Consider the following 20181-nt stretch of genomic DNA (forward strand, 5'->3'; position numbering starts at 1 on the left):
TCAGTTCGCCACGCCGTCAGCGCGGTGGCGCGGCAAAGCCAGTTGCAGCAGGTTGGATTCATTGGCCTGGTCACGGCTGACTTCGCCGCGCAGGGCGCCTTCGCACAGCACCAGAATGCGGTCGGAAATGCCCATCACTTCCATCAGGTCGCTGGACACCACAATCACCGAAATACCGTCGGCGGCGAGGTTGTGGATGATCTGGTAGATCTCCGCCTTGGCGCCGATGTCGATGCCACGGGTCGGTTCGTCGAGCAGCAGCACCTTCATCGGCATCGACAGCCAGCGGCCAAGAATGGCCTTCTGCTGGTTGCCGCCGGAAAGGAATTTGATCTGCTGCCCGGCGTGCGGGGTTTTCACTTTCAGCGCCTTGATCTGCTTGTCGGCATTGTCCTTTTCCCACAAGCCACGGATCAGACAGCCCAAACTGGAATGCGCACCGCGGGCGCTGATGTTGATGTTCTCGGCAACGCTGGCCAGCGGGATGATGCCTTCCTTCTTGCGGTCCTCCGGGCACAGCAGAATCCCCGCGGCAATCGCATCGCGCGGTGAGCGCAACGTCAGTTCGTGGCCGCGCAGTTCAAGGCGTCCGGCAGTGTGGCGCTCCAGGCCGCTGAGCAAACGAAACAGCTCGGTACGCCCGGCCCCGACCAGCCCGAACAGGCCAAGGATTTCGCCCTTGTGCGCCTCGAAACTGATCGGCTCGCGCAGGCCCGGGCCGAGCAGCCCGTCAACTTTCAGCGCCACGGCGCCGCGTGGGCGATGGCGATAATCGTAGATGTCCTGAATGTCGCGCCCGACCATGCACGTCACCAACTGATCGTGGGTCAACTGGCTCATGTCGTCGAACGTGCGCACGTAGCGGCCGTCCTTGAACACGGTCACGGCGTCGCAGATGCGGAACACTTCTTCCATGCGATGGGAAACGTAGAGTACGACTTTGCCCTCGTCGCGCAGGCGGCCGATGATCGCCATCAAGCGGTCGATCTCGCGGGCCGAAAGGCTGCTGGTCGGCTCGTCGAAAGCGATGACATGGGCGCCACGGGACAACGCCTTGGCGATTTCCACCAACTGCCGCTGGCCGAGCGACAAGCGTCCGACTTTGGTCTGCGGGTCGATTTCATCGGCCAGGCCTTTGAGGCAACTCAAGGCTTGCTGACGCAATACGCCGCGATTGATCAGGCCGAAACTGGCCGGCAGATGGCCCAGAAACAGGTTCTCGGCCACGGTCATTTCCGGAACCAGATGCAGCTCTTGGTGAATCACCGCGACGCCACTGCCAATGCTGTCGGCGGTGGACTTGAACGCCATCGTCTGCTCGCCGATCTGCAGTTCGCCGCTGCTGGGAATATAGGCGCCACCCAAAATCTTCAGCAGGGTCGATTTGCCCGCGCCGTTCTCGCCCATCAAGGCATGAACCTGGCCGGGATGAGCGACGAAGCTGATGCCGTCGAGCGCTTTTACGCCGGGAAAGCTTTTGCCGATCCCGTTAAAACGCAGGCTGCCACTGGCGCTGTGTTGTTGTGTCTGTACTTGCGCGTGCATAAAGCCACCTCTTCACACCGAAAAACGGCCCGGCTGCCCGGGCCGTCGCTGCCTCAGTTCCACAAGCCGATTTTTTCCAGCTCTTGCTTGAAGTTCTCGCGGGTGATCAGGGTGACGTCATCCATGGCGGTGTACTTCGGCGGTTCTTTGCCGGTGGTGACCCACTCGTACATCATCTCGGCGGTCTTGTAGCCTTCGATGTGCGGGCTTGGCAGCATCGAACCGAAGAAGCCGCTGTTGGGCTTTTTCAATTCGCCGATGGCGTCGGTACCGTTGATGCCGATGCCGATCACATTGGCGGCGGCAAAACCGGCGGCTTCGGTGGCGCGCACGCCGCCAAGCACGGTGTTGTCGTTCATGCCGCCAATGATCAGGTTTTTTGCCGCGCTCGGCAGCTTCACCAGCGCCGAGTTGGTGGCGTCCATGCTGCCCGGCACGTCGAGGGTTTTCAGCGCGGCGAAGAGGATGTGGTCCGCAGGCATCCCGGCCTTCTTCAGGGCATCGACCGAACCGTCAGTGCGTTTCTTGCCGGTGTCGAGTTCGTTGTAGGTGTTGACGACCGCGTAGGTGTCTTTCCAGTCCCAGTTACGCTTCTTCGCTTCCGCGGCCATGGCAGCGCCCTGCTTCTGGCCGACTTCGAATGCAGCCATGCCCAGGTACGGCACGTCTTCCATGAACTTGCCGTTGGCATCGACGAAACGGTCGTCCACGGCAATCACTTTCAGGTCGTTGAGTTTGGCTTTGGCCATGATGGCCGGGCCGAGGGACACATCCGGCGGGCAGATCACGAAGCCCTTGGCGCCGTTGGCCGCCAGGCTGTCGATCGCCGAGAGGGTTTTCTCGCCATCCGGCACGGCGATCTTGATCAGCTCAAAGCCCTTGTCCTTGGCGGCTTTCTCGGCAAAAGCCCACTCGGTCTGGAACCACGGTTCTTCGGCCTGCTTGACCAGAAAACCGATTTTCACCGCATCGGCGGCGAGCAGCGCACTGCTCAGGCTGAACGCAGTGACCGCCAGGGCAGTGCTGCACAGGGTACGAATCCCGAAACGACGTTTCATCAGATGACTCCTTGTTATTTTTTTTGAGCAAGGTTTGAAAAGCGTTGAACTGTGTTTCCAGTGAAGCTGTTAGAAAATAGTCATATCGTATGATGATTGGATTTCAAGCGTAGTTCAGCGCTCGAAATCCGCTTCATTCAGTCGTGGTACATCACCGAGCGTCCACCATCGATGGTGATGCACGAGGCGTTGATAAACGGTGCTTCGTCGCTGGCCAGGAACACCGCGGTCATCGCCACTTCAATCGGCTGACCGATGCGCTTGGGCGGATGCAGGTCGAAAGCACGCTGACGCTCGGCCTGCGGGTCGGCGAAACCGTTCCAGTAATCGACGTTCAATTGCGTTTCGATGTAGCCAGGCGCAATCGCATTGACGCGAATACCCTTCGGCGCGTATTCGATGCCGAGGGCGCGGGTCAGACCGAGCAGACCGTGCTTGGCCACCGGATACGGAAAGCAGCCGGGAATGATGTGGCTGGAATGGGTCGAGGCGATATTGATGATGCTGCCGACGCCCTGCTCGATCATCTGTGGCAGCACGGCTTTACAGCCATACCAGGCGCCATCCAGATCGATTGCGAAGCAACGGCGCCAGTCTTCTTCGGTCATTTGCAGCGGATCGCGGAAGACATTGACCCCGGCGCAGTTGACCAGCACGTCGATGCGGCCATGCAACTCCACCGCGCGTCTGGCCAGGGCGTGCAGATCCTGCTGGCTCGACACGTCAGCCTTGAGCGCCTGCACGTCATGGCCCTGCTCGCGCCAATGGGCGGCAACCCGCTCCACCTTGTCAGCCTGAATATCGCTGATCAGCAGCTTTGCCTGCTGCGAAGCGAACGCCGCGACGATCGCCTCACCGATGCCTTGCGCGGCGCCGGTCAGCAACACCACTTTGTTTTGCAGGCGTTCGCCTTTCGGCGGTGGTGGCACGGCTGGCAATGTCAGCGCTTCAGCCATGGCTCAGGCCTCCTGCGCGCAGGCGCAAAAAAACCGGGCATCGATGGATGTCCGGTTTTGACGGCATGGGGAATCAAACAGACAGGCGTCGCTCACGGCATTGAGCCGTTGCGAGACGCGGACTCCGCTGGGGAGTGCGATCAAGATTCGCTGCATCACTTCACCTGTTTTGTTCTTTTTAAGTGTGAGTGCGTGTTACTGCTGGAGCCGACTATAAACCCGACCCGCAAATAATCTCAATATATAATTTTGCATCCCATATTTTGGGATCTAACCGGCAAAACGCGTACAGAGTTTTCCTGCAACATCGACGCGCATCGTCAGCACGGCGCCATCCAGGGAGTGGTCGAGCGGACTTTTGGCGCTGGTGATGTACAGGGTTTTCAGGTCTTCGCCACCGAATACACAACTGGTCGGGCGACTGACGGGCAGATCGATTTTACGGTCCACCTGCCCCTCCGGCGTCAGGCGCAACAGGCAACTGCCGTCCCAGCGGGCATTCCATACGTAGCCTTCGGCGTCCACCGCCGAACCGTCGGGACCGCCCTGTGCGTCCGGGCCGTACCAGACCTGCGGGACGTCAAGATGACCGTCGGGGTGAATGAAATAGCGGTGGAGCGTACTGTCGAGACTTTCACCAAACAGCAGCGTGGTGCCGTCATCGCTCCAGAGCAACGTATTGGGAATGCCCAGCCCGAGCAACAGCGGCGTCACACGCTGGTCCGGATCGATGCGGAACAGCCCACCAGAACGGCGCACAATCGGCAGATCCTCGCCCTGCTCGCCGATGTTGTTTTGCATAGTGCCCAGCCACAGTCGGCCCAACGCATCGCAACGGGCCTCATTGGGACGGTTGCCCGGTTGCGGATCGGCGACACAGAACAGGCTCAGGCGTGGTTCAAGGCCTGGAGAGTCAAGGTCGAGGCGATAGACACCGCTGCTCAGAGTGACCAGTGCATCGCCGCTGGCGCAGGGGATGAATGCCGAGATGTGCTCGGGCATCTGCCAGATTTGCACGTTCTGGCCGATCAGGCGCAGCGCTTGTTTGCCGGCGATATCGACCCAGTACAGCGCCTGGGTCGGCGCATCCCAGAACGGGCCTTCGCCGAGTTGCGCGCGGTGTTGGGTCAGGGCGGTGCAGGTCATGTCTGATCCTTCATGTTTCTTGTTGTTTTCATTGTAGGAGTGAGCCTGCTCGCGAAAGCGGTGGTTCAGTACCAACGGTGTCGCCTGACACGCCGCCATCGCGAGCAGGCTCACTCCTACAAGGGCTGTGTGTGTCAGCTGGCTTTTCAGCTGGCTTTTTTGTCGGCCATGACTTTCGGGTAAAACCGTTTGATCGCCAGATCGGCGTTGTCGATCAGTGTCATGCACGCCCACACGCCACGGGTCGAATCCCGCGCAGCGATGGCGTCGGCCATGTCTTTGTGGATCGGCAAGGTGCGGCGCAGTTCATCGGGGTCGGCGGCGGACACTTCGAATGACACCGCCAGCAGCGCGCCCAGGGCCGGCACCATTTGCTCGATGAATTGATTATGGCTGGCGGCCAGAATGCATTCGTGAAAGACCTGGTCGGCGCGGTTGTAATCGCTGCCACTGTCGACGGCACGTTCAAGGGCGTTATAGGCCAATTGCACCGCTTCGATCTGCTCCGGTGTGGCTCGTTCGCAAGCCCAGCGCACGGCCATCGGTTCGATGGTGCGGCGTAAATCCAGCAGGTCATCGACGAAATTTTCCGGCAGGCCGTTGCGCGACAACCAGCCGACGACTTGCGGATCAAACAGGTTCCAGCGCCGCACCGGCAGCACCCGCGTGCCGACTTTCGGTCCGACTTCGAGCAGGCCTTTGGCGACGAGGGTTTTGATCGCTTCGCGAATGACCGTGCGGCTGACGCCCAGCTGTTCGCCCAGGTCTGCCTCGACTTTGATGGTCTGGCCCGGTTTGACCTGGCCGGCGGCAATCCAGCTGCCAAGCCAGTCGACCGTCGACGCATGAAAGCTGCTGGACATGGACACCTCAAGGCAGATCGCGATGGGTGCCTACGCTAATCATCATATGAATAAGAGTCAATCAGGATTTTCAGCTGAAACACAAAACAAATGTAGGAGTGAGCCTGCTCGCGATAGCGGTGTACCAGTCAAAGCAAATGTCGACTGTCATACCGCTATCGCGAGCAGGCTCACTCCTACAAGGGAATTTATGTCAGGGTTCCAGACCGATGCGAAAGAACTCGCCGCCGCTCCACACCCCAAGCCAGCGCTGGCCCTCGATCTCGCGGCTCACCGCCAGTTCCACCAACTGGTAAAACACATTACGGTGAATCAATGCTTCGAGGTTGGTGCGCACATGCACATAAGGCGCGGGTTCCTGGGTCTGCGGATCGATCTCGACCCGGATCGGATGCTCAGGCCCCGCTTCGGTGGTTTCGTCGACGTTGGTGGTAAAACGCAGAACCTGCGCCTCGCCCTCGCCCTCCACCTCCACGGCAATCGCCACGAAGGGCGCGTCATCGACCTTGATCCCGACTTTCTCGACTGGCGTGATCAGAAAGTAATCATCACCGTCGCGACGGATGATCGTGGAGAACAACTTGACCATCGGCTTGCGTCCGATCGGCGTGCCCAGGTAATACCAGATGCCGTCGCGCGCAATGCGCATGTCAATGTCGCCACAGAAATCCGGGTTCCACAAATGCACCGGCGGCAAGCCTTTGGTTTTCGGGATCTGTCCCAACAGGTCATTGGCTTTTTGCGGGCCACTCATGGCGTACTCCTGTGTTTACTGGTTGCCGATCCCCAGCAGGCTGCGCGCATATTGCGTCAGCGGCGGGCCGATCAGGTCCTCGGGTTTGTTATCGTGGAACGTCAGTAAACCGCCACGACTCTTGATCCGTGCAGTATCAATCAAATACTGGGTACTGGTCTCGATCAACATGATCTGAATCACTCCGCCGTCGATGCCGAGACGATCCACGGCCTCCTCATCCAGCCACTCGTCGGAGTTGCCGATGCGGTCGTCAGCCCTGGCGAAACGCGTGTACAGCAGGTAATGCGCGCCGGCATCGCGGGCTTCGCCCATGGCCTGGTCGAGGCCTTCCGGCGCACGGGCGCGGCGGACCATCGGGAAGTATTCGATAAAGCCCTTGAAGGCTTCTTCAGCGACCACGTTCGGTCGCGGATAAGAACCACCCGGCGGGGCAAAAGCACCCTGGGCGATGTAGATGAACGAGTCCGGCTGAATGCGGAAATTGTTCACGCGCCGGCTGTCGCTGTGGTCCAGCAACCCTGCATCGCTCATCTGGTCGCGAGTGCCTTCGGCCATATCGCTGACAGTCATACAGCCGCCAAGCGCCAAAACGGCCAGCAGCAAAACCAGGCTACGCATCGTATTCCTCCAAAGGCCGGTGACGGAAAACCGGCGAATGGCCATTGAATGCAGCTTTTGCGCCAGCTCTGTTCTCTGCCGAATGATAGATCGCATTCGCGAGCAGGCTCGCTCCCACTTTTTGGATTGCATTCCCCTGTGGGAGCGAGCCTGCTCGCGAAAGCGGTTAATCAGCCGCCAATGATTTTCATGACCGTCGCACCACCTGAAAACGCCACTTCCTGTTTGTCTCCCAACGCTTTCACCAGCAAACGCTGCAACGCCGGCAATGCCTCATGGCGCGGCTTGTCGAGCAGGTCCCCGACATAGTGGCGGTTGCTCGACGACAGGCAACCGTGCAGCCAGCCGGTGGAAGACAGGCGCAACCGCGAGCAGGTTCTGCAGAACGGCACGCTTTCGTTGGCGATCACGCCGAAGTTGCCGCGTCCCGCAATCGCATACCGCACCGCCGTGGCATCGACTGGCGCGTCGGTTTGCGCATACTCGTAGCGCTCGCCGATCAGCGTCAGCAATTGCTGCAGGCTGACGAACTGTTGCAGGAACGCGTTGGCATCTTTGGCCAAGTGGCCCATGCGCATCAGCTCGATGAAACGCAATTCGAACCCGCGCTCCAGGCAGTAATCAAGCAACGGCAGCACCTGATCAAGGTTCTGCCCACGCAGCGGCACCATGTTGACTTTGATTTTCATGCCTGCCGCCGCAGCCTGCTCCATGCCGTCGAGCACGCTCGCCAGGTCGCCGCCACGGGCGATGCTGCGGAAGGCCGCAGCATCGAGAGTATCGAGGGACACGTTGATCCGACGCAGACCGGCGTCCACCAGCAACGGGAGCTTTTTCGTGAGGAGTTGACCGTTGGTGGTCAGGCTGATGTCGTCCAGGCCCATCTGGCCGATGGCGCTCATGAAGGATTCGAGCTTGGGGCTGACCAGTGGCTCGCCACCGGTGATGCGCAGGCGTTCGATGCCGGCGGCTTCGATCAGGTACGCCACGCCACGCGCCATGGCGTCGGCCGACAATTCGTCCTGCGCCGCGACCAGCCGCTTGCCGTTGGGCACGCAGTAGGTGCAGGCGTAATTGCAGGCAGAGGTCAGGCTGATCCGCAAATTGCGAAAACGCCTGCCTTGACGGTCAACGATCATGAGCACTCCGGCAATAGAATTTCGAGCCGCTAAAACTTGACTCACAAATCAAGTTTTAGCAAGCCCTATGCCTGAGTATATTCCTGAGGTATTGCGCCCAATAGCGAAATAACGGCGCAATCAAGCATCTGAATGACTCAACTGCTCGGCGTTTCCGGATCACGCTTGCGCTTGTTGCCCATGCGCACGCCGATGTCCATCAGGAACTGGAAGAAACCTTCCTGATCTTCCAGCACATTGCTCCAGAACGGCGAGTGATACAGCGCAACTGCGCCGTGCACCAGAGCCCAGGCCGCGCAATAATGGAAATACGGCGGCACGTCTTCCAGCTTGCCTTCGCTGATACGCCCCTTGATCAGCAGGGTCAGGCGTTCGAAGTTCGAGGCCCGGATCTTATGCAGCTCCTCGACCATCTCCGGCACCTGATTGCCCTTGACCACCTTCTCTTCGAGTCGGTCGAACAGACGGTAGCGCTGCGGGTCGCGCATGCGGAATTCGAAGTAGGCGCGCGACAGCGCCTCCTTGTCCTTGTCGACGTCGGCCGAATGCAGCAGCTCATTCAGATCGCGCTCGTAGTCGAGCATCAGGCGCAGATAGATCTCCGCCTTGGATTTGAAGTGTTTGTAGATCGTGCCTTTGCCGATACCCACGGCATCAGCAATCATCTCGACGGTGACGCTGTCTTCACCTTGTTCGAGGAACAGCTTGAGCGCGGTATCGAGAATTTCTTGCTCGCGGCGACGAAACTCACGGACCTTACGAGGTTCTTTGTGCATAAGAAAAGGTCTGAAGGGTCAAAATCGAAGCCGCGTATTATGCCTAACTTGCGCAAAAATGCACGGATCATCCGACCATATCTGTGTTTGCTGTTCATTTTGAGAACGTTTCGGAGGGAATGAGAACTCAACTGAAGCGAACGTATTCCAAATTTGTTTAAAAACCCCGACCGGCTCACTGGACTGCACGCCAGACTGATCAATACTTGAACTGTCGGGCGGCATCTCCCCCAAGTGCCGCGCCGATAAAGGTACCAACGGACCGCGTGCCTTTGTTTTACTCCTAATGGTCTTAACCCGGATTCACCCCCCAGAACCCGGGTTTTTTTTGCCTGCGATTCAGCCAGCCGTCACGCGGCAGATTTAACACTGGCGAGCGGGAACAGCCGCTTGAAGTTTTCCGTGGTCTGCTCGGCAAAACGCTCGTAGTTCTCACCGCGCAGCATCGCCAGGAACTCAGCCACTTCGCGCACGTACTGCGGCAGGTTGGGCTTGCCGCGATACGGAATCGGCGCCAGATACGGCGAATCGGTTTCAACCAGCAGGCGATCGGCCGGGACCTTGCTCGCCACATCGCGCAGCGCGTCGGCGTTGCGGAACGTGACAATGCCTGACAAGGAAATGTAATAGCCCATGTCCAGCGCAGCCTTGGCCATGTCCCAGTCTTCGGTGAAGCAATGCAACACGCCGGCTTGAGGCAGCGCCGCTTCGCGCAGCAGTTCGAGGGTGTCGGCACGGGCGCCGCGGGTGTGGATGATCACCGGTTTGCCGGTCTGTTGCGCCGCTTGCAGGTGCAGGCGGAACGACGCCTGTTGCAACTCGGCAGCCTCCGGCTCGTAGTGATAGTCCAGACCGGTTTCACCGATCGCCACCACTTTCGGGTGATCGAGTTCGCGCAGCAGCCAGTCCAGCGCCGGAGCCGCGCCGGGCTGCACATCCAGCGGATGAACGCCGACGGAACAATCGACGTCGTCGTAACGCTCGGCAAGGGTTTTGACGTCGGCGGCGTTGTCGGCGCTTACACCGATACACAGAAAGTGCCCCACCCCGCGCGCGCGGGCGGCATCCAGTGCGGCTTCCAGCGAGCCGTCATGGGCAGTGAGGTCGAGGCGATCAAGGTGACAATGGGAATCTACGAGCATAAAAGGGCTGCAACTTACATCGTATGAGTGGGACGGTCGGACTTCATCGCTCCGGCCAGATGGGTTTCGATGCGACTGCGCGCGGTGTTGTCGCCATCGTTGAACTGTACGCCGACACCCGCCGCGCGATTGCCTTGTGCACCTTTGGGGGTGATCCAGGTGACTTTTCCGGCGACCGGAATTTTCTCCGCTTCATCCATCAGATGCAGCAGCATGAACACCTCGTCGCCCAACTTGTAGCTTTTGTTGGTCGGGATGAACAGGCCGCCATTCTTGATAAATGGCATATAAGCGGCGTAAAGCACGGCCTTGTCCTTGATGGTCAGGGACAAGATGCCGTTGCGCGGCCCTGGGCTGACGGATTCAATCATGCTGACCTCCACTGCTGACATTCAGAGTCTAGGTACACATTTCTATCTTTGACCAGGCAATCCCGCCCATTGCACCAACAATGCTTCGAGCAGCAGCGCCGGATTGAGATTGGCCTTACTCAGGACTTTCTGGCGCTGGGCGAGAATCCAGTCCTGAATATCGAGCACTTTGCCCTGCGCACTTTTCTGCGCCAGATATTGCACGACCTTGCGCATATCGTTCAGGCCGAGGCCAGCTTCATCCTGTGTCAGCTGATAGCGCAGGATCAGGCTCGACCAGTCGCAGAACCAATCGAACAGGCGCAGCATCGGAATGTTCTTCCACTCTTCGGCCAGTTGCGTCGGCGATTGCTGCTGCTTGAGCAGCCTCTTGACGCCTTCGACCACTTGCGCACGCTGCTCACGCACGCCCTGAGACTGGAGGGTGACCGCCATCAGGGGCGAGCCGGCCGCGAGCGTCAGCAACTCGACGCGCTCTTCTTCGGAGCAATCAGGAAGCGCCTGAGCCAACCATTGCAGGCTCATCGCTTCGCCCGGTAGCGGGCAGGCCTGCTGTACGCAACGGCTCTTGATGGTCGGCAGCAGACGACTGGTCTGATGGCTGACCAGTAGCAGAACGGTATCGCCGGAAGGTTCTTCAAGACTTTTGAGCAAAGCGTTGGCGGCGTTGATATTCATCGACTCCACCGGCTCGATCAGCACCACCTTGCGCCCGCCCAGTTGTGCGGTCTGCACCACGAAACTGACCAGATCGCGAACCTGATCAACCTTGATCGCCTTGTCGGCTTCTTCCGGTTCGAGAATGTAGTTGTCCGGGTGACTGCCGGCCCTGAGCAACAGGCAGGATTTGCACTCACCGCACGCCTCGGGCGTCGGGCGCTGACACAGCAGGCTGGCCATCAATCGCTCGGCGAGCGCGCGTTTGCCGATCCCGGCCGGACCGTGCAGCAAATAGGCGTGGGCATGCTGACTGCGTCCGGCCAGTTGCTGCCAGAGGCTGGCCTGCCATGGGTAGGCCTCAGCCACGGGCCAGCTCCAGCAAGTTCGGCAGCAAGGTATCCAGCGATTGTTGCACCTTGGTCAATGGCTGACCGGCATCAATGCGCACATAGCGCGCAGGATCGGCTTCGGCACGCTTGAGAAACGCATTACGCACGCTCTCGAAAAACGCCCGGCCTTCCAGCTCGAAACGATCCAGCCGCCCCCGCGCACTGGCACGGGCCAGGCCGATTTCCACTGGCAGATCGAAAATCAGCGTCAGATCGGGACGCAAGTCGCCCTGTACGAAGGTTTCCAGCGTGGCAATGCGCTCCAGCGACAAACCGCGACCGCCGCCCTGATAAGCGTAGGTCGAGTCGGTAAAGCGATCACACAGAACCACGGCGCCACGGGCCAGCGCCGGGCGAATCACTTCTGCCAGATGCTGCGCACGTGCGGCGAAGACCAACAACAGCTCGGCGTCCGGGTTCATCACTTCATCGGCCGGTGCCAGCAGCACCTCGCGAATCCGCTCGGCCAGCGGCGTGCCTCCGGGCTCGCGGGTCAGCACCACTTCGACACCCGCGGCGCGCAGGCGCTCGGCGAGGTATTCGCGATTGGTGCTCTTGCCGGCGCCTTCCGGGCCTTCCAGGGTAATAAACAAGCCAGTCACAGGCAGTCCTTAATCAAAGTCATTGCGCGTTTTGCGGGGCATCGGCTTCAGGTTCCGCGACCGGCGCAGGTGACTGCGGCGGCACTGGCGGCAGCGCTTCGGGCGCGGTGTTCGGCGAGGCCGCGGGAATCGCCTCATCGTCCGCCGGAGCCGTTTGCGGCGTTGTCACCGGCGCGGGGCTTGAACGATAGTCGGCGCGGCGCTTGAGCTGGTATTCACGCACCGCGTTGTTATGCGCGTCGAGGTCGTCGGAAAACACATGGCTGCCATCGCCACGGGCGACGAAATACAGGCTGGTGCCCGCCACCGGATTAAGCGCGGCGTGAATCGCTTCACGCCCGACCATTGCAATCGGTGTCGGCGGCAAACCGGGAATCACGTAAGTGTTGTACGGCGTCGGCTCTTTCAGGTGCGCGCGGGTCAGTTTGCCGGTGTAGCGATCGCCCAAACCGTAGATAACGGTCGGATCGGTTTGCAACTGCATGCCCAAGGCCATGCGCCGCACAAACACGCCAGCAATCTGACCGCGCTCCTGAGGCACACCGGTCTCCTTCTCGACCAGCGAGGCCATGATCAGCGCTTGATAGGGTTCGGTATAAGGCACATCGGCCGAACGTTGCTCCCATTCCCTGGCGAGCACTTCGTCGAGGCGATCGAAGGCTTTTTTCAGCAACTCGGCATCCGACATACCCCGCACGAAACGATAGGTGTCAGGAAAGAACCGGCCCTCAGGAAACAAGCCCTTGTGGCCGATCTTTGCCATCACCTCACTGTCGCTCAGACCGCTCAAAGTTTGAGTGAGCTTCTCATCCTTGGCCAAAGCGGCGCGTACTTGCTGAAAGTTCCAGCCTTCGACCAGGGTCAGGCTGTATTGCACCACATCGCCTCGCTTCCACGAGTCGATCAGACCGTTGACGGTCATGCCCGGCTGCATGCGGTATTCGCCGCTGTGGATCGGCGTGCCGGCAAGATTGAAGCGCCAGTACACTCGGAGCCAGAACGCGTCCCGGATGACGCCATCGGTTTCGAGCCCCAGAAAAGTCCGGGTCGGTGTAGAGCCTTTCGGCACATCCAGCAGTTCTTCCTGCGTGATGTTCAGGGGCTGTTCCAGTGCGGAATGAATCTTCCAGGCGCTGGCGCCCAACAGCAGCCCCGCCAGAACCAGTCCGGTTTCCAGCAGCAGCAATAGTTTACGTCTCACGAATCAAGCATCCAGTAGCGCGCGGGCAATGGTTTGCAGTTTACGGGTGAGCGGGCCAACCGGCCAGCTCAGTGCAGCGTAGGCGCGCACCGGCCAGACGCCATACACGCTGTTGCAGACAAACACTTCATCGGCCCATTGCAGCTGTTCCAGGCTGATATCGGCGATTTGGCTGGGAATTGCCAACGACTCGGCCTGAAACAATATTTCGCTGCGCATCACCCCGGCGACCCCGCAACGCTTCAAATCAGGCGTGATCAAGACACCGTCGCGCACCAGGAACAGATTGCTGAACACGCCTTCGATGACTCGCCCCGCCTGATCGAGCATCAAGCCTTCGGCATGCTCGTCATCCTGCCATTCGGCACGGGCGAGAACCTGCTCCAGTCGATTCAGGTGTTTGAGCCCGGCGAGCAAAGGCTGCCTGGACAGGCGCGTATTGCATGGGAACAGACGAATACCGGCTTCGCCGTGAACAGCGGGATACACCGCAGGAGGGTTGCCTTGCAGAATACGCCGGCCCGGTGCCGCCGGATCGGGTGCATAGCCGCGCAAGCCGTCACCCCGGGTGAGGATAAGCTTGAGCACACCCGTGCTCATCGCTGCCGCATAGCTGAGCAGCTCGGCGCGGATCAGCTCGATGTCTGCAGCGATGGCCAGACGCGTGCAGCCATCGGCTAAACGCGCCAGGTGCCGATCCAGCAGGATCGGTTGGCCACCGTGCACGGCGATGGTCTCGAACAGACCGTCGCCGTAGGCCAGGCCGCGATCTTTCAGCGACAGACTGTCAGCCGGTTGACCGTCGACCCAGCAGTCCATCAGCCTGCAAACCGACGGAAGGCCAAGGTGCCGTTGGTGCCGCCGAACCCGAACGAGTTGGACAACACGACATCGATGTCCATGTTGCGCGCGGTGTGCGGCACAAAGTCGAGATCGCAGCCTTCGCCCGGCTCATCAAGGTTGATGGTCGGCGGCGCGACCTGACCGTTGATTGCCAGCACACTGAAGATCGCCTCGACCGCGCCCGCCGCACCCAGAAGGTGACCAGTCATGGACTTGGTGGAACTGACCGCCAGTTTGTAGGCGTGATCACCGAACACGGACTTTATTGCGTTGGCTTCGGCGAGGTCGCCAGCCGGGGTCGAAGTACCGTGAGCGTTGATGTATTGCACCTGATCGGCGTTGATCTTCGCATCGCGCAGCGCATTGGTGATGCAGCGTGCAGCCCCGGCGCCGTCGCAGGGCGGCGAGGTCATATGGTACGCATCGCCGCTGGTACCGAAGCCGATCAGCTCGGCGTAGATGGTCGCACCGCGCGCCTTGGCGTGCTCCAACTCTTCGAGCACCAGCGCTCCGGCACCGTCGGACAGGACAAAACCGTCACGGTCCTTGTCCCAGGGACGGCTGGCGCGGGTCGGCTCGCCATTGCGGGTCGACAGCGCACGGGACGCGCCAAAGCCGCCCATGCCCAAACCGCATGCGGCCATTTCAGCACCGCCGGCGATCATTACATCGGCTTCGTCGTACATGATGTTGCGCGCCGCCATGCCAATGCAGTGCGTACCGGTGGTACAGGCCGTGGCGATGGCGTAGTTGGGTCCCTGCACTTTCAGATGGATAGACAGGCAACCGGAAATCATATTGATGATCGAACCAGGCACGAAGAATGGCGAAATCTTGCGTGGGCCCGACTCATGCAGTGCGTGGCTGGTCTCTTCGATATTGGTCAGACCGCCGATACCCGAACCCATGGCGACGCCGATGCGCTCACGGTTGGCGTCAGTGACTTGCAGCCCGGCGTTGTTCATTGCCTGAACGCCTGCAGCGAGGCCGTACTGAATGAACAGGTCGAGCCTGCGCGCTTCCTTGACCGGCAGATATTCCTCGACATTGAAGCCCTTTACCGAACCGCCGAAGCGGGTGGAGTAGGCAGAAAGGTCGGTGTGTTCGATCAGACCAATGCCACTGCGGCCAGCCAGAATGCCCTGCCAACTGCTCAGCACAGTGGTGCCCAGTGGCGACAACATACCCATACCGGTGACTACGACGCGTCTACGCGACACAGCACTCTCCTTTTTCAGATGACGATTTTGCATCAGGCCTAAAGAAAAAACCGCACGCCATGATGGCAGTGCGGTTTTTCCATGACAGCGAGCAACGATTACAAACTATTACGCCTGGTGGGCAGTAACGTAGTCGATTGCAGCTTGTACGGTAGTGATCTTTTCAGCTTCTTCGTCAGGGATTTCGGTCTCGAATTCCTCTTCCAGAGCCATCACCAGCTCAACGGTGTCAAGGGAGTCGGCACCCAGGTCTTCTACGAAGGAAGCAGTGTTGACCACTTCTTCTTCTTTAACACCCAGTTGCTCGGCAACGATTTTCTTGACGCGCGATTCGATGTCGCTCATACCTTTTATCACTCCTAATGGACAAATTCAGGCAGCTGGCCAGTGGGTAAGTGTATAGAAAGACTTTTCAGCTTTTCAACTGAAAGCTTCACTCCTCAAACCCTGCGACCCTCTGTCTATAAATAGATTGCAGCTTTATAACGGATTTTAGACAGCTCGTATGACATTTTTTTGAAGCAATCCGTCACATTTTACTTACATGTACATCCCACCGTTCACCGGAATTGTAGCCCCGGTGACGTATGCCGCACCGTCGGATGCAAGAAAAGCGACCACGGACGCGATCTCTTGAGCTTGCCCCAGACGACCCAGCGGAATCTGCGTCTGCAAGGCTTCACGCTGTGCTTCAGGCAGCTCGCGGGTCATATCGGTGTCGATGAACCCTGGGGTTACCGAGTTGACCGTAATCGAACGCGAACCGACTTCACGCGCCATCGCACGGCTGAAACCTTCCAGACCGGCCTTGGCGGCTGCATAGTTTACTTGGCCTGCGTTGCCCATGGCACCCACCACTGAGCCAATACTGATAATTCGACCCCAACGCGCCTTGGTCATGCCACGCAAAACGCCCTTGGACAGCCGATACAGACTGTTCAGGTTGGTATCGATCACGTCGTACCATTCGTCGTCTTTCATGCGCATCATCAGGTTATCGCGGGTGATGCCGGCATTATTGACCAGAATCGCCACTGGCGCACCGAACTGCTCCTGAATGCCTGCCAGCACGGCGCTGACCGATTCGTCGCTGGTGACGTTGAGTTCGAAACCCGCGCCCTGGATACCGTTCTCCTTCAGGGTGGCGGCAATGCGCTCGGCGCCCGACGCGGAGGTCGCGGTGCCGATAACGATGGCGCCCTGGCGACCCAGTTCCAGCGCGATGGCCTGGCCGATACCGCGGCTTGCACCGGTGACCAGTGCAACTTTACCTTGCAGACTCATGCAAGTTTCTCCTGATTCAGGCCTGCGCTGCGCGAGCGGCAGCGAAGGCGTCTGGGGTATTGAGGTTGGAAGTCGCAACGCCTTCGGCGCAACGTTTGTTCAGGCCGGCGAGGACCTTGCCCGGGCCGCACTCGACCAGAGTGGTCGCGCCCTTGGCCGCCAGAGTCTGTACCGACTCAACCCAGCGCACTGGCTTATACAGCTGTTCGAGCAGATCACGCTTGAGGGTGTCCAGATCGGCCGGCACTTGCGCGCTGACGTTCTGCACCACCGGAATTTGCGGCGCCTGCCAGTCGATGGCGGCAATGGATTCGGCGAAACGTTCGGCGGCCGGGCGCATCAGCTCGCAGTGCGACGGTACGCTGACTGGCAATGGCATGGCGCGCTTGGCACCGCGAGCCTTGCAGCCTTCGATGGCGCGCTCGACAGCAGCCTTGGCACCGGCAATCACGACCTGGCCTGGCGAGTTGAAGTTGACGGCGCTGACCACTTCGCCTTGCGCCGCTTCGGCGCAGGCCGCGAGGACATCGGCATCTTCCAGACCGAGAATGGCGGCCATGCCACCCTGCCCGGCCGGAACCGCTTCCTGCATCAACTGGCCACGACGCTCGACGAGTTTGACCGCATCAGCGAGCGTCAGGCTGCCAGCCGCGACCAGCGCACTGTATTCGCCCAGGCTGTGACCGGCAACGAATGCCGGACGCGCGCCACCTTCAGCCAGCCACAGACGCCACAGGGCGATCGAGGCGGTCAGAATGGCCGGTTGGGTCTTGTCGGTTTGATTGAGCCGCTCTTCCGGGCCCTGCTGGGTCAGTGCCCACAGGTCGTAGCCCAGCGCAGCAGAGGCTTCTTGAAAGGTTTCGAGGATCAGCGGATGTTGCGCGCCCAGCTCGGCCAGCATGCCGAGGGACTGCGAACCCTGTCCTGGAAAGACGAATGCGAGGGAAGCAGACATGTAACAAGCCCCTAATGATCTTGTCGTCGGAAAATGACGCCCCGCGTGGGACGCAAGAAACTGACAGTTTGGATGGCCCTTTGAACCGGGCGGTCACATTTAAGCATTGTCCGACGAAAACGCCTAAGACAACAAATCCTCCAGACGACCGTGGAGGCGCTCGGGCAAGTTCTCCTGAATCTCGATCAACGCCCGGGAAATCGCGCTCTGAAAGCCCTGAACGCCGGCCGAACCGTGACTTTTCACGACGATGCCCTGCAAGCCGAGAAAGCTTGCGCCATTATGTCGCGCCGGAGCCAGATCGGCCTGCAGGCGCTTCAACAGCGGCAAGGCCAGGGCGCCGACGGCACGGGAGGCGAGGTTGCGCTTGAACAGCGCTTCGATGCGCGCGGCGATCATCGTCGCCAGCCCCTCGCTGGACTTGAGCAGGATATTGCCGACAAAACCGTCGCACACCACGACATCCGCCTCGCCGCGATACAAACCATCACCTTCGATGAAGCCGATGTAGTTGATGCCACGAGCCGCCTGCAGCAGCGTTGCCGCCAGCTTGACCTGCTGATTGCCCTTGATGTCTTCGGTACCGATGTTCAGCAGCGCCACCCGCGGACGGGCGATGCCCAGCGTCTGCGCGGCCACCGAACCCATGACCGCGAACTGCAACAGGTGCTCGGCACTGCAATCGACGTTGGCGCCGAGATCGAGCAACTGGCAATAACCGGTCTGCGTCGGAATCGCGGCAACCATCGCCGGACGATCAATGCCTGGCAGCGTCTTCAGGACAAACCGCGACAATGCCATCAACGCGCCGGTATTGCCGGCACTGACACAGGCCTGCACCTTGCCGTCACGCAACAGCTCGAGGGCGACCCGCATCGACGAGTCCGGCTTGCCGCGCAGAGCCTGGGCAGGCTTTTCATCCATGGTGATGACTTCGCTGGCCGCAACAATCGTCAGGCGCGCGCGATCGGCAGCCGAATGGCCGGTGATCAGTTCTTCAAGAAGGGAGGGTTGACCGACGAGGGTCAGGTGCAGCGAGGGCGTAGCAGACAGGCAAGCGAGACTGGCCTGAACAATGCTGCGGGGACCGAAGTCCCCGCCCATTGCGTCAATCGCGATGACTTGAGCAGACAAGTGATTACTCGTCAGCGCCCTTGTCGATCACTTTACGGCCACGGTATACGCCTTCTGGCGATACGTGGTGACGCAGGTGAACTTCACCGGTGGTTTTTTCTACAGACAGGGTGCTAGCCTCGAGAGCGTCGTGCGAACGGCGCATGTCACGGGCAGAGCGGGATTTTTTGTTCTGCTGAACAGCCATAATTGATTAACTCCTAAACGTTTGGGTCACGCTTTAACTGCGCCAATACACTGAACGGGTTGGACCGCGTTACCTCGTCCTCGCTCGGTTCGGGCTCATCTGCTCCCGCCGGCTGCTGGCATTCTTCCGGATGATGAGCAGGCACAATGGGCAAGGCGAGCAGAAGCTCCTCCTCGATCAGTGACTGCAGATCCAATGGATCTTCGCCCAGTTCCAGCACGTCATAACCTTTCGGCAACGACTGGGTATTCGCACCCTCCTTCACCACCGCGTAACTGCATTCGCTGTGGATCGGCAGGGTGACCAGCTCAAGACAACGCTGGCAAACCATTTTGACTTCGGTGTCGATAAAACTGTGGATGACCACAGATTTACGTTCATCTCGTTCAAAAACGAATTTGGCCTGCACCGTACCGACATCGTCGGAAAGCGGGTCGCAGAGTCTCTTCAAATCGGCCAGCAGCAGTTCACCTTGAAGGGTGGTGCCACGATCAGCCAATTTGCGCGGGTCAACGTGAGGTGGAATCGGGTCATTCAACATAGGCGCAGCATTATAGGGATGCACCCACCCATGTCAAAGGAAATTGTGCCCTGTCCGTCACTTGCGTGCCTCCGTTAGAATCCGCTCCTGCCTCAGGAGACACCCATGCTGCCTTTATTACTTGCTTCCAGCTCGACCTATCGCCGGGAATTGCTCGCCCGCCTGCACCTGCCGTTCGTCTGCAGCTCGCCGGACATCGACGAAAGTCACCGTCCAGGCGAAGCCGCGATCGAACTGGTCAAACGCCTCGCCGAGCAAAAAGCCAGGGCCTTGGCTGACAGTCACCCAGCTCATCTGATCATCGGCTCGGACCAGGTGGCCGTACTCGGCGACCGCATCATCGGCAAGCCTCACACTTTCGACAAAGCCCGCGAGCAATTGATGGCCGCCAGCGGCGCCAGCGTGACCTTCCTCACCGGCCTCGCCCTGCTCAACAGCCAGACCGGGCGCTGCCAGGTCGACTGCGTGCCGTTCACGGTCCATATGCGCGTACTGGATGAGGCACGCATCGAGCGTTACTTGCGCCTCGAGCAGCCGTACGACTGCGCCGGCAGTTTCAAGGCCGAAGGTCTCGGCGTAAGCCTGTTTCAATCGACCGAAGGCCCGGACGCCACCAGCCTGATCGGCCTGCCGCTGATTCGCCTGATCGACATGTTGCTGGCTGAGGGCGTACAGATTCCTTAAAAGCAAAAGATCGCAGCCTTCGGCAGCCCCTACAGAATCAGCGTCACCGCAAAAAAAAGCGATTGAACATTAATCCTGTAGGAGCTGCCGCAGGCTGCGATCTTTTGATC

Annotated in this window: 23 protein-coding genes; 1 reads left to right on the forward strand and 22 read right to left on the reverse strand. The window is 59.8% G+C overall.

Annotation, left to right across the window (positions count from 1 at the left end; translation table 11 throughout):
* The 22 genes from araG to HU755_RS13340 form a co-directional block, all read right to left on the reverse strand.
* Positions 1–1545: an L-arabinose ABC transporter ATP-binding protein AraG gene (araG, locus tag HU755_RS13235; RefSeq protein ID WP_186633243.1), complete on the reverse strand. Its 1545-nt coding sequence runs from the start codon at positions 1543–1545 to the stop codon at positions 1–3.
* Between the two features lie 53 nt (positions 1546–1598).
* Complete coding sequence (locus HU755_RS13240; RefSeq protein ID WP_186546983.1) at positions 1599–2603, reverse strand: substrate-binding domain-containing protein; 1005 nt, start codon at positions 2601–2603, stop codon at positions 1599–1601.
* 137 nt (positions 2604–2740) lie between these two features.
* Positions 2741–3559 carry an SDR family oxidoreductase gene (locus HU755_RS13245; RefSeq protein ID WP_186633247.1) on the reverse strand — a complete coding sequence of 273 codons (819 nt, stop codon included), beginning with the start codon at positions 3557–3559 and terminating at the stop codon, positions 2741–2743.
* Positions 3560–3829: 270 nt separating this feature from the next.
* On the reverse strand, positions 3830–4705 hold the full coding sequence (locus HU755_RS13250) for an SMP-30/gluconolactonase/LRE family protein (RefSeq protein ID WP_186633250.1): 876 nt from the start codon (positions 4703–4705) through the stop codon (positions 3830–3832).
* 146 nt (positions 4706–4851) lie between these two features.
* Positions 4852–5568: a FadR/GntR family transcriptional regulator gene (locus tag HU755_RS13255; RefSeq protein ID WP_186546980.1), complete on the reverse strand. Its 717-nt coding sequence runs from the start codon at positions 5566–5568 to the stop codon at positions 4852–4854.
* A 193-nt stretch (positions 5569–5761) separates the two neighbouring features.
* Complete coding sequence (locus HU755_RS13260; RefSeq protein WP_186633253.1) at positions 5762–6322, reverse strand: DUF1285 domain-containing protein; 561 nt, start codon at positions 6320–6322, stop codon at positions 5762–5764.
* A gap of 15 nt (positions 6323–6337) precedes the next feature.
* Complete coding sequence (locus HU755_RS13265) at positions 6338–6943, reverse strand: DUF4823 domain-containing protein (protein ID WP_186546978.1); 606 nt, start codon at positions 6941–6943, stop codon at positions 6338–6340.
* Between the two features lie 170 nt (positions 6944–7113).
* Positions 7114–8082 carry a GTP 3',8-cyclase MoaA gene (locus tag HU755_RS13270; protein WP_186633256.1) on the reverse strand — a complete coding sequence of 323 codons (969 nt, stop codon included), beginning with the start codon at positions 8080–8082 and terminating at the stop codon, positions 7114–7116.
* A gap of 137 nt (positions 8083–8219) precedes the next feature.
* On the reverse strand, positions 8220–8858 hold the full coding sequence (locus tag HU755_RS13275; protein ID WP_090285183.1) for a TetR/AcrR family transcriptional regulator: 639 nt from the start codon (positions 8856–8858) through the stop codon (positions 8220–8222).
* A gap of 350 nt (positions 8859–9208) precedes the next feature.
* Complete coding sequence (locus HU755_RS13280; RefSeq protein ID WP_186633259.1) at positions 9209–10000, reverse strand: TatD family hydrolase; 792 nt, start codon at positions 9998–10000, stop codon at positions 9209–9211.
* Positions 10001–10014: 14 nt separating this feature from the next.
* Positions 10015–10371 carry a PilZ domain-containing protein gene (locus tag HU755_RS13285; RefSeq protein WP_186546975.1) on the reverse strand — a complete coding sequence of 119 codons (357 nt, stop codon included), beginning with the start codon at positions 10369–10371 and terminating at the stop codon, positions 10015–10017.
* A gap of 42 nt (positions 10372–10413) precedes the next feature.
* Positions 10414–11397 carry a DNA polymerase III subunit delta' gene (locus HU755_RS13290; protein ID WP_186620741.1) on the reverse strand — a complete coding sequence of 328 codons (984 nt, stop codon included), beginning with the start codon at positions 11395–11397 and terminating at the stop codon, positions 10414–10416.
* The gene (gene tmk / locus HU755_RS13295) at positions 11390–12022 is read right to left on the reverse strand and encodes a dTMP kinase (protein WP_186546973.1); all 633 of its coding nucleotides are present in this window, start codon (positions 12020–12022) and stop codon (positions 11390–11392) included. The genes HU755_RS13290 and tmk overlap by 8 nt, the downstream gene beginning before the upstream one ends.
* Positions 12023–12041: 19 nt before the next feature.
* Positions 12042–13223: an endolytic transglycosylase MltG gene (gene mltG, locus HU755_RS13300; RefSeq protein ID WP_186633262.1), complete on the reverse strand. Its 1182-nt coding sequence runs from the start codon at positions 13221–13223 to the stop codon at positions 12042–12044.
* 3 nt (positions 13224–13226) lie between these two features.
* Complete coding sequence (gene pabC / locus HU755_RS13305) at positions 13227–14042, reverse strand: aminodeoxychorismate lyase (RefSeq protein ID WP_186633267.1); 816 nt, start codon at positions 14040–14042, stop codon at positions 13227–13229.
* Positions 14042–15286, reverse strand: a complete 1245-nt coding sequence (gene fabF / locus HU755_RS13310; RefSeq protein WP_186620762.1) for a beta-ketoacyl-ACP synthase II — start codon at positions 15284–15286, stop codon at positions 14042–14044. The genes pabC and fabF overlap by 1 nt, the downstream gene beginning before the upstream one ends.
* A 108-nt stretch (positions 15287–15394) precedes the next feature.
* Positions 15395–15631 carry an acyl carrier protein gene (gene acpP / locus HU755_RS13315; protein WP_186546969.1) on the reverse strand — a complete coding sequence of 79 codons (237 nt, stop codon included), beginning with the start codon at positions 15629–15631 and terminating at the stop codon, positions 15395–15397.
* Positions 15632–15826: 195 nt separating this feature from the next.
* Positions 15827–16570 carry a 3-oxoacyl-ACP reductase FabG gene (gene fabG / locus HU755_RS13320; RefSeq protein WP_034155354.1) on the reverse strand — a complete coding sequence of 248 codons (744 nt, stop codon included), beginning with the start codon at positions 16568–16570 and terminating at the stop codon, positions 15827–15829.
* A 16-nt stretch (positions 16571–16586) separates the two neighbouring features.
* Positions 16587–17525 carry an ACP S-malonyltransferase gene (gene fabD / locus HU755_RS13325; protein WP_186633271.1) on the reverse strand — a complete coding sequence of 313 codons (939 nt, stop codon included), beginning with the start codon at positions 17523–17525 and terminating at the stop codon, positions 16587–16589.
* 123 nt (positions 17526–17648) lie between these two features.
* Positions 17649–18659 (reverse strand): phosphate acyltransferase PlsX, encoded by a 1011-nt coding sequence (gene plsX, locus HU755_RS13330; RefSeq protein WP_186633274.1) that lies wholly within the window; start codon positions 18657–18659, stop codon positions 17649–17651.
* A gap of 4 nt (positions 18660–18663) precedes the next feature.
* Positions 18664–18846, reverse strand: a complete 183-nt coding sequence (gene rpmF, locus HU755_RS13335; protein ID WP_003179396.1) for a 50S ribosomal protein L32 — start codon at positions 18844–18846, stop codon at positions 18664–18666.
* A 13-nt stretch (positions 18847–18859) separates the two neighbouring features.
* Positions 18860–19387: a YceD family protein gene (locus tag HU755_RS13340; RefSeq protein ID WP_003204262.1), complete on the reverse strand. Its 528-nt coding sequence runs from the start codon at positions 19385–19387 to the stop codon at positions 18860–18862.
* Positions 19388–19492: 105 nt separating this feature from the next.
* Between HU755_RS13340 and HU755_RS13345 the strand changes: the two genes are divergently transcribed.
* Positions 19493–20071, forward strand: a complete 579-nt coding sequence (locus HU755_RS13345) for a nucleoside triphosphate pyrophosphatase (RefSeq protein WP_186633277.1) — start codon at positions 19493–19495, stop codon at positions 20069–20071.
* Positions 20072–20181: the final 110 nt, after the last annotated feature.

It is taken from the genome of Pseudomonas sp. SWRI111, assembly GCF_014268555.1.
In the GTDB taxonomy this organism is placed as follows: domain Bacteria; phylum Pseudomonadota; class Gammaproteobacteria; order Pseudomonadales; family Pseudomonadaceae; genus Aquipseudomonas; species Aquipseudomonas hamedanensis.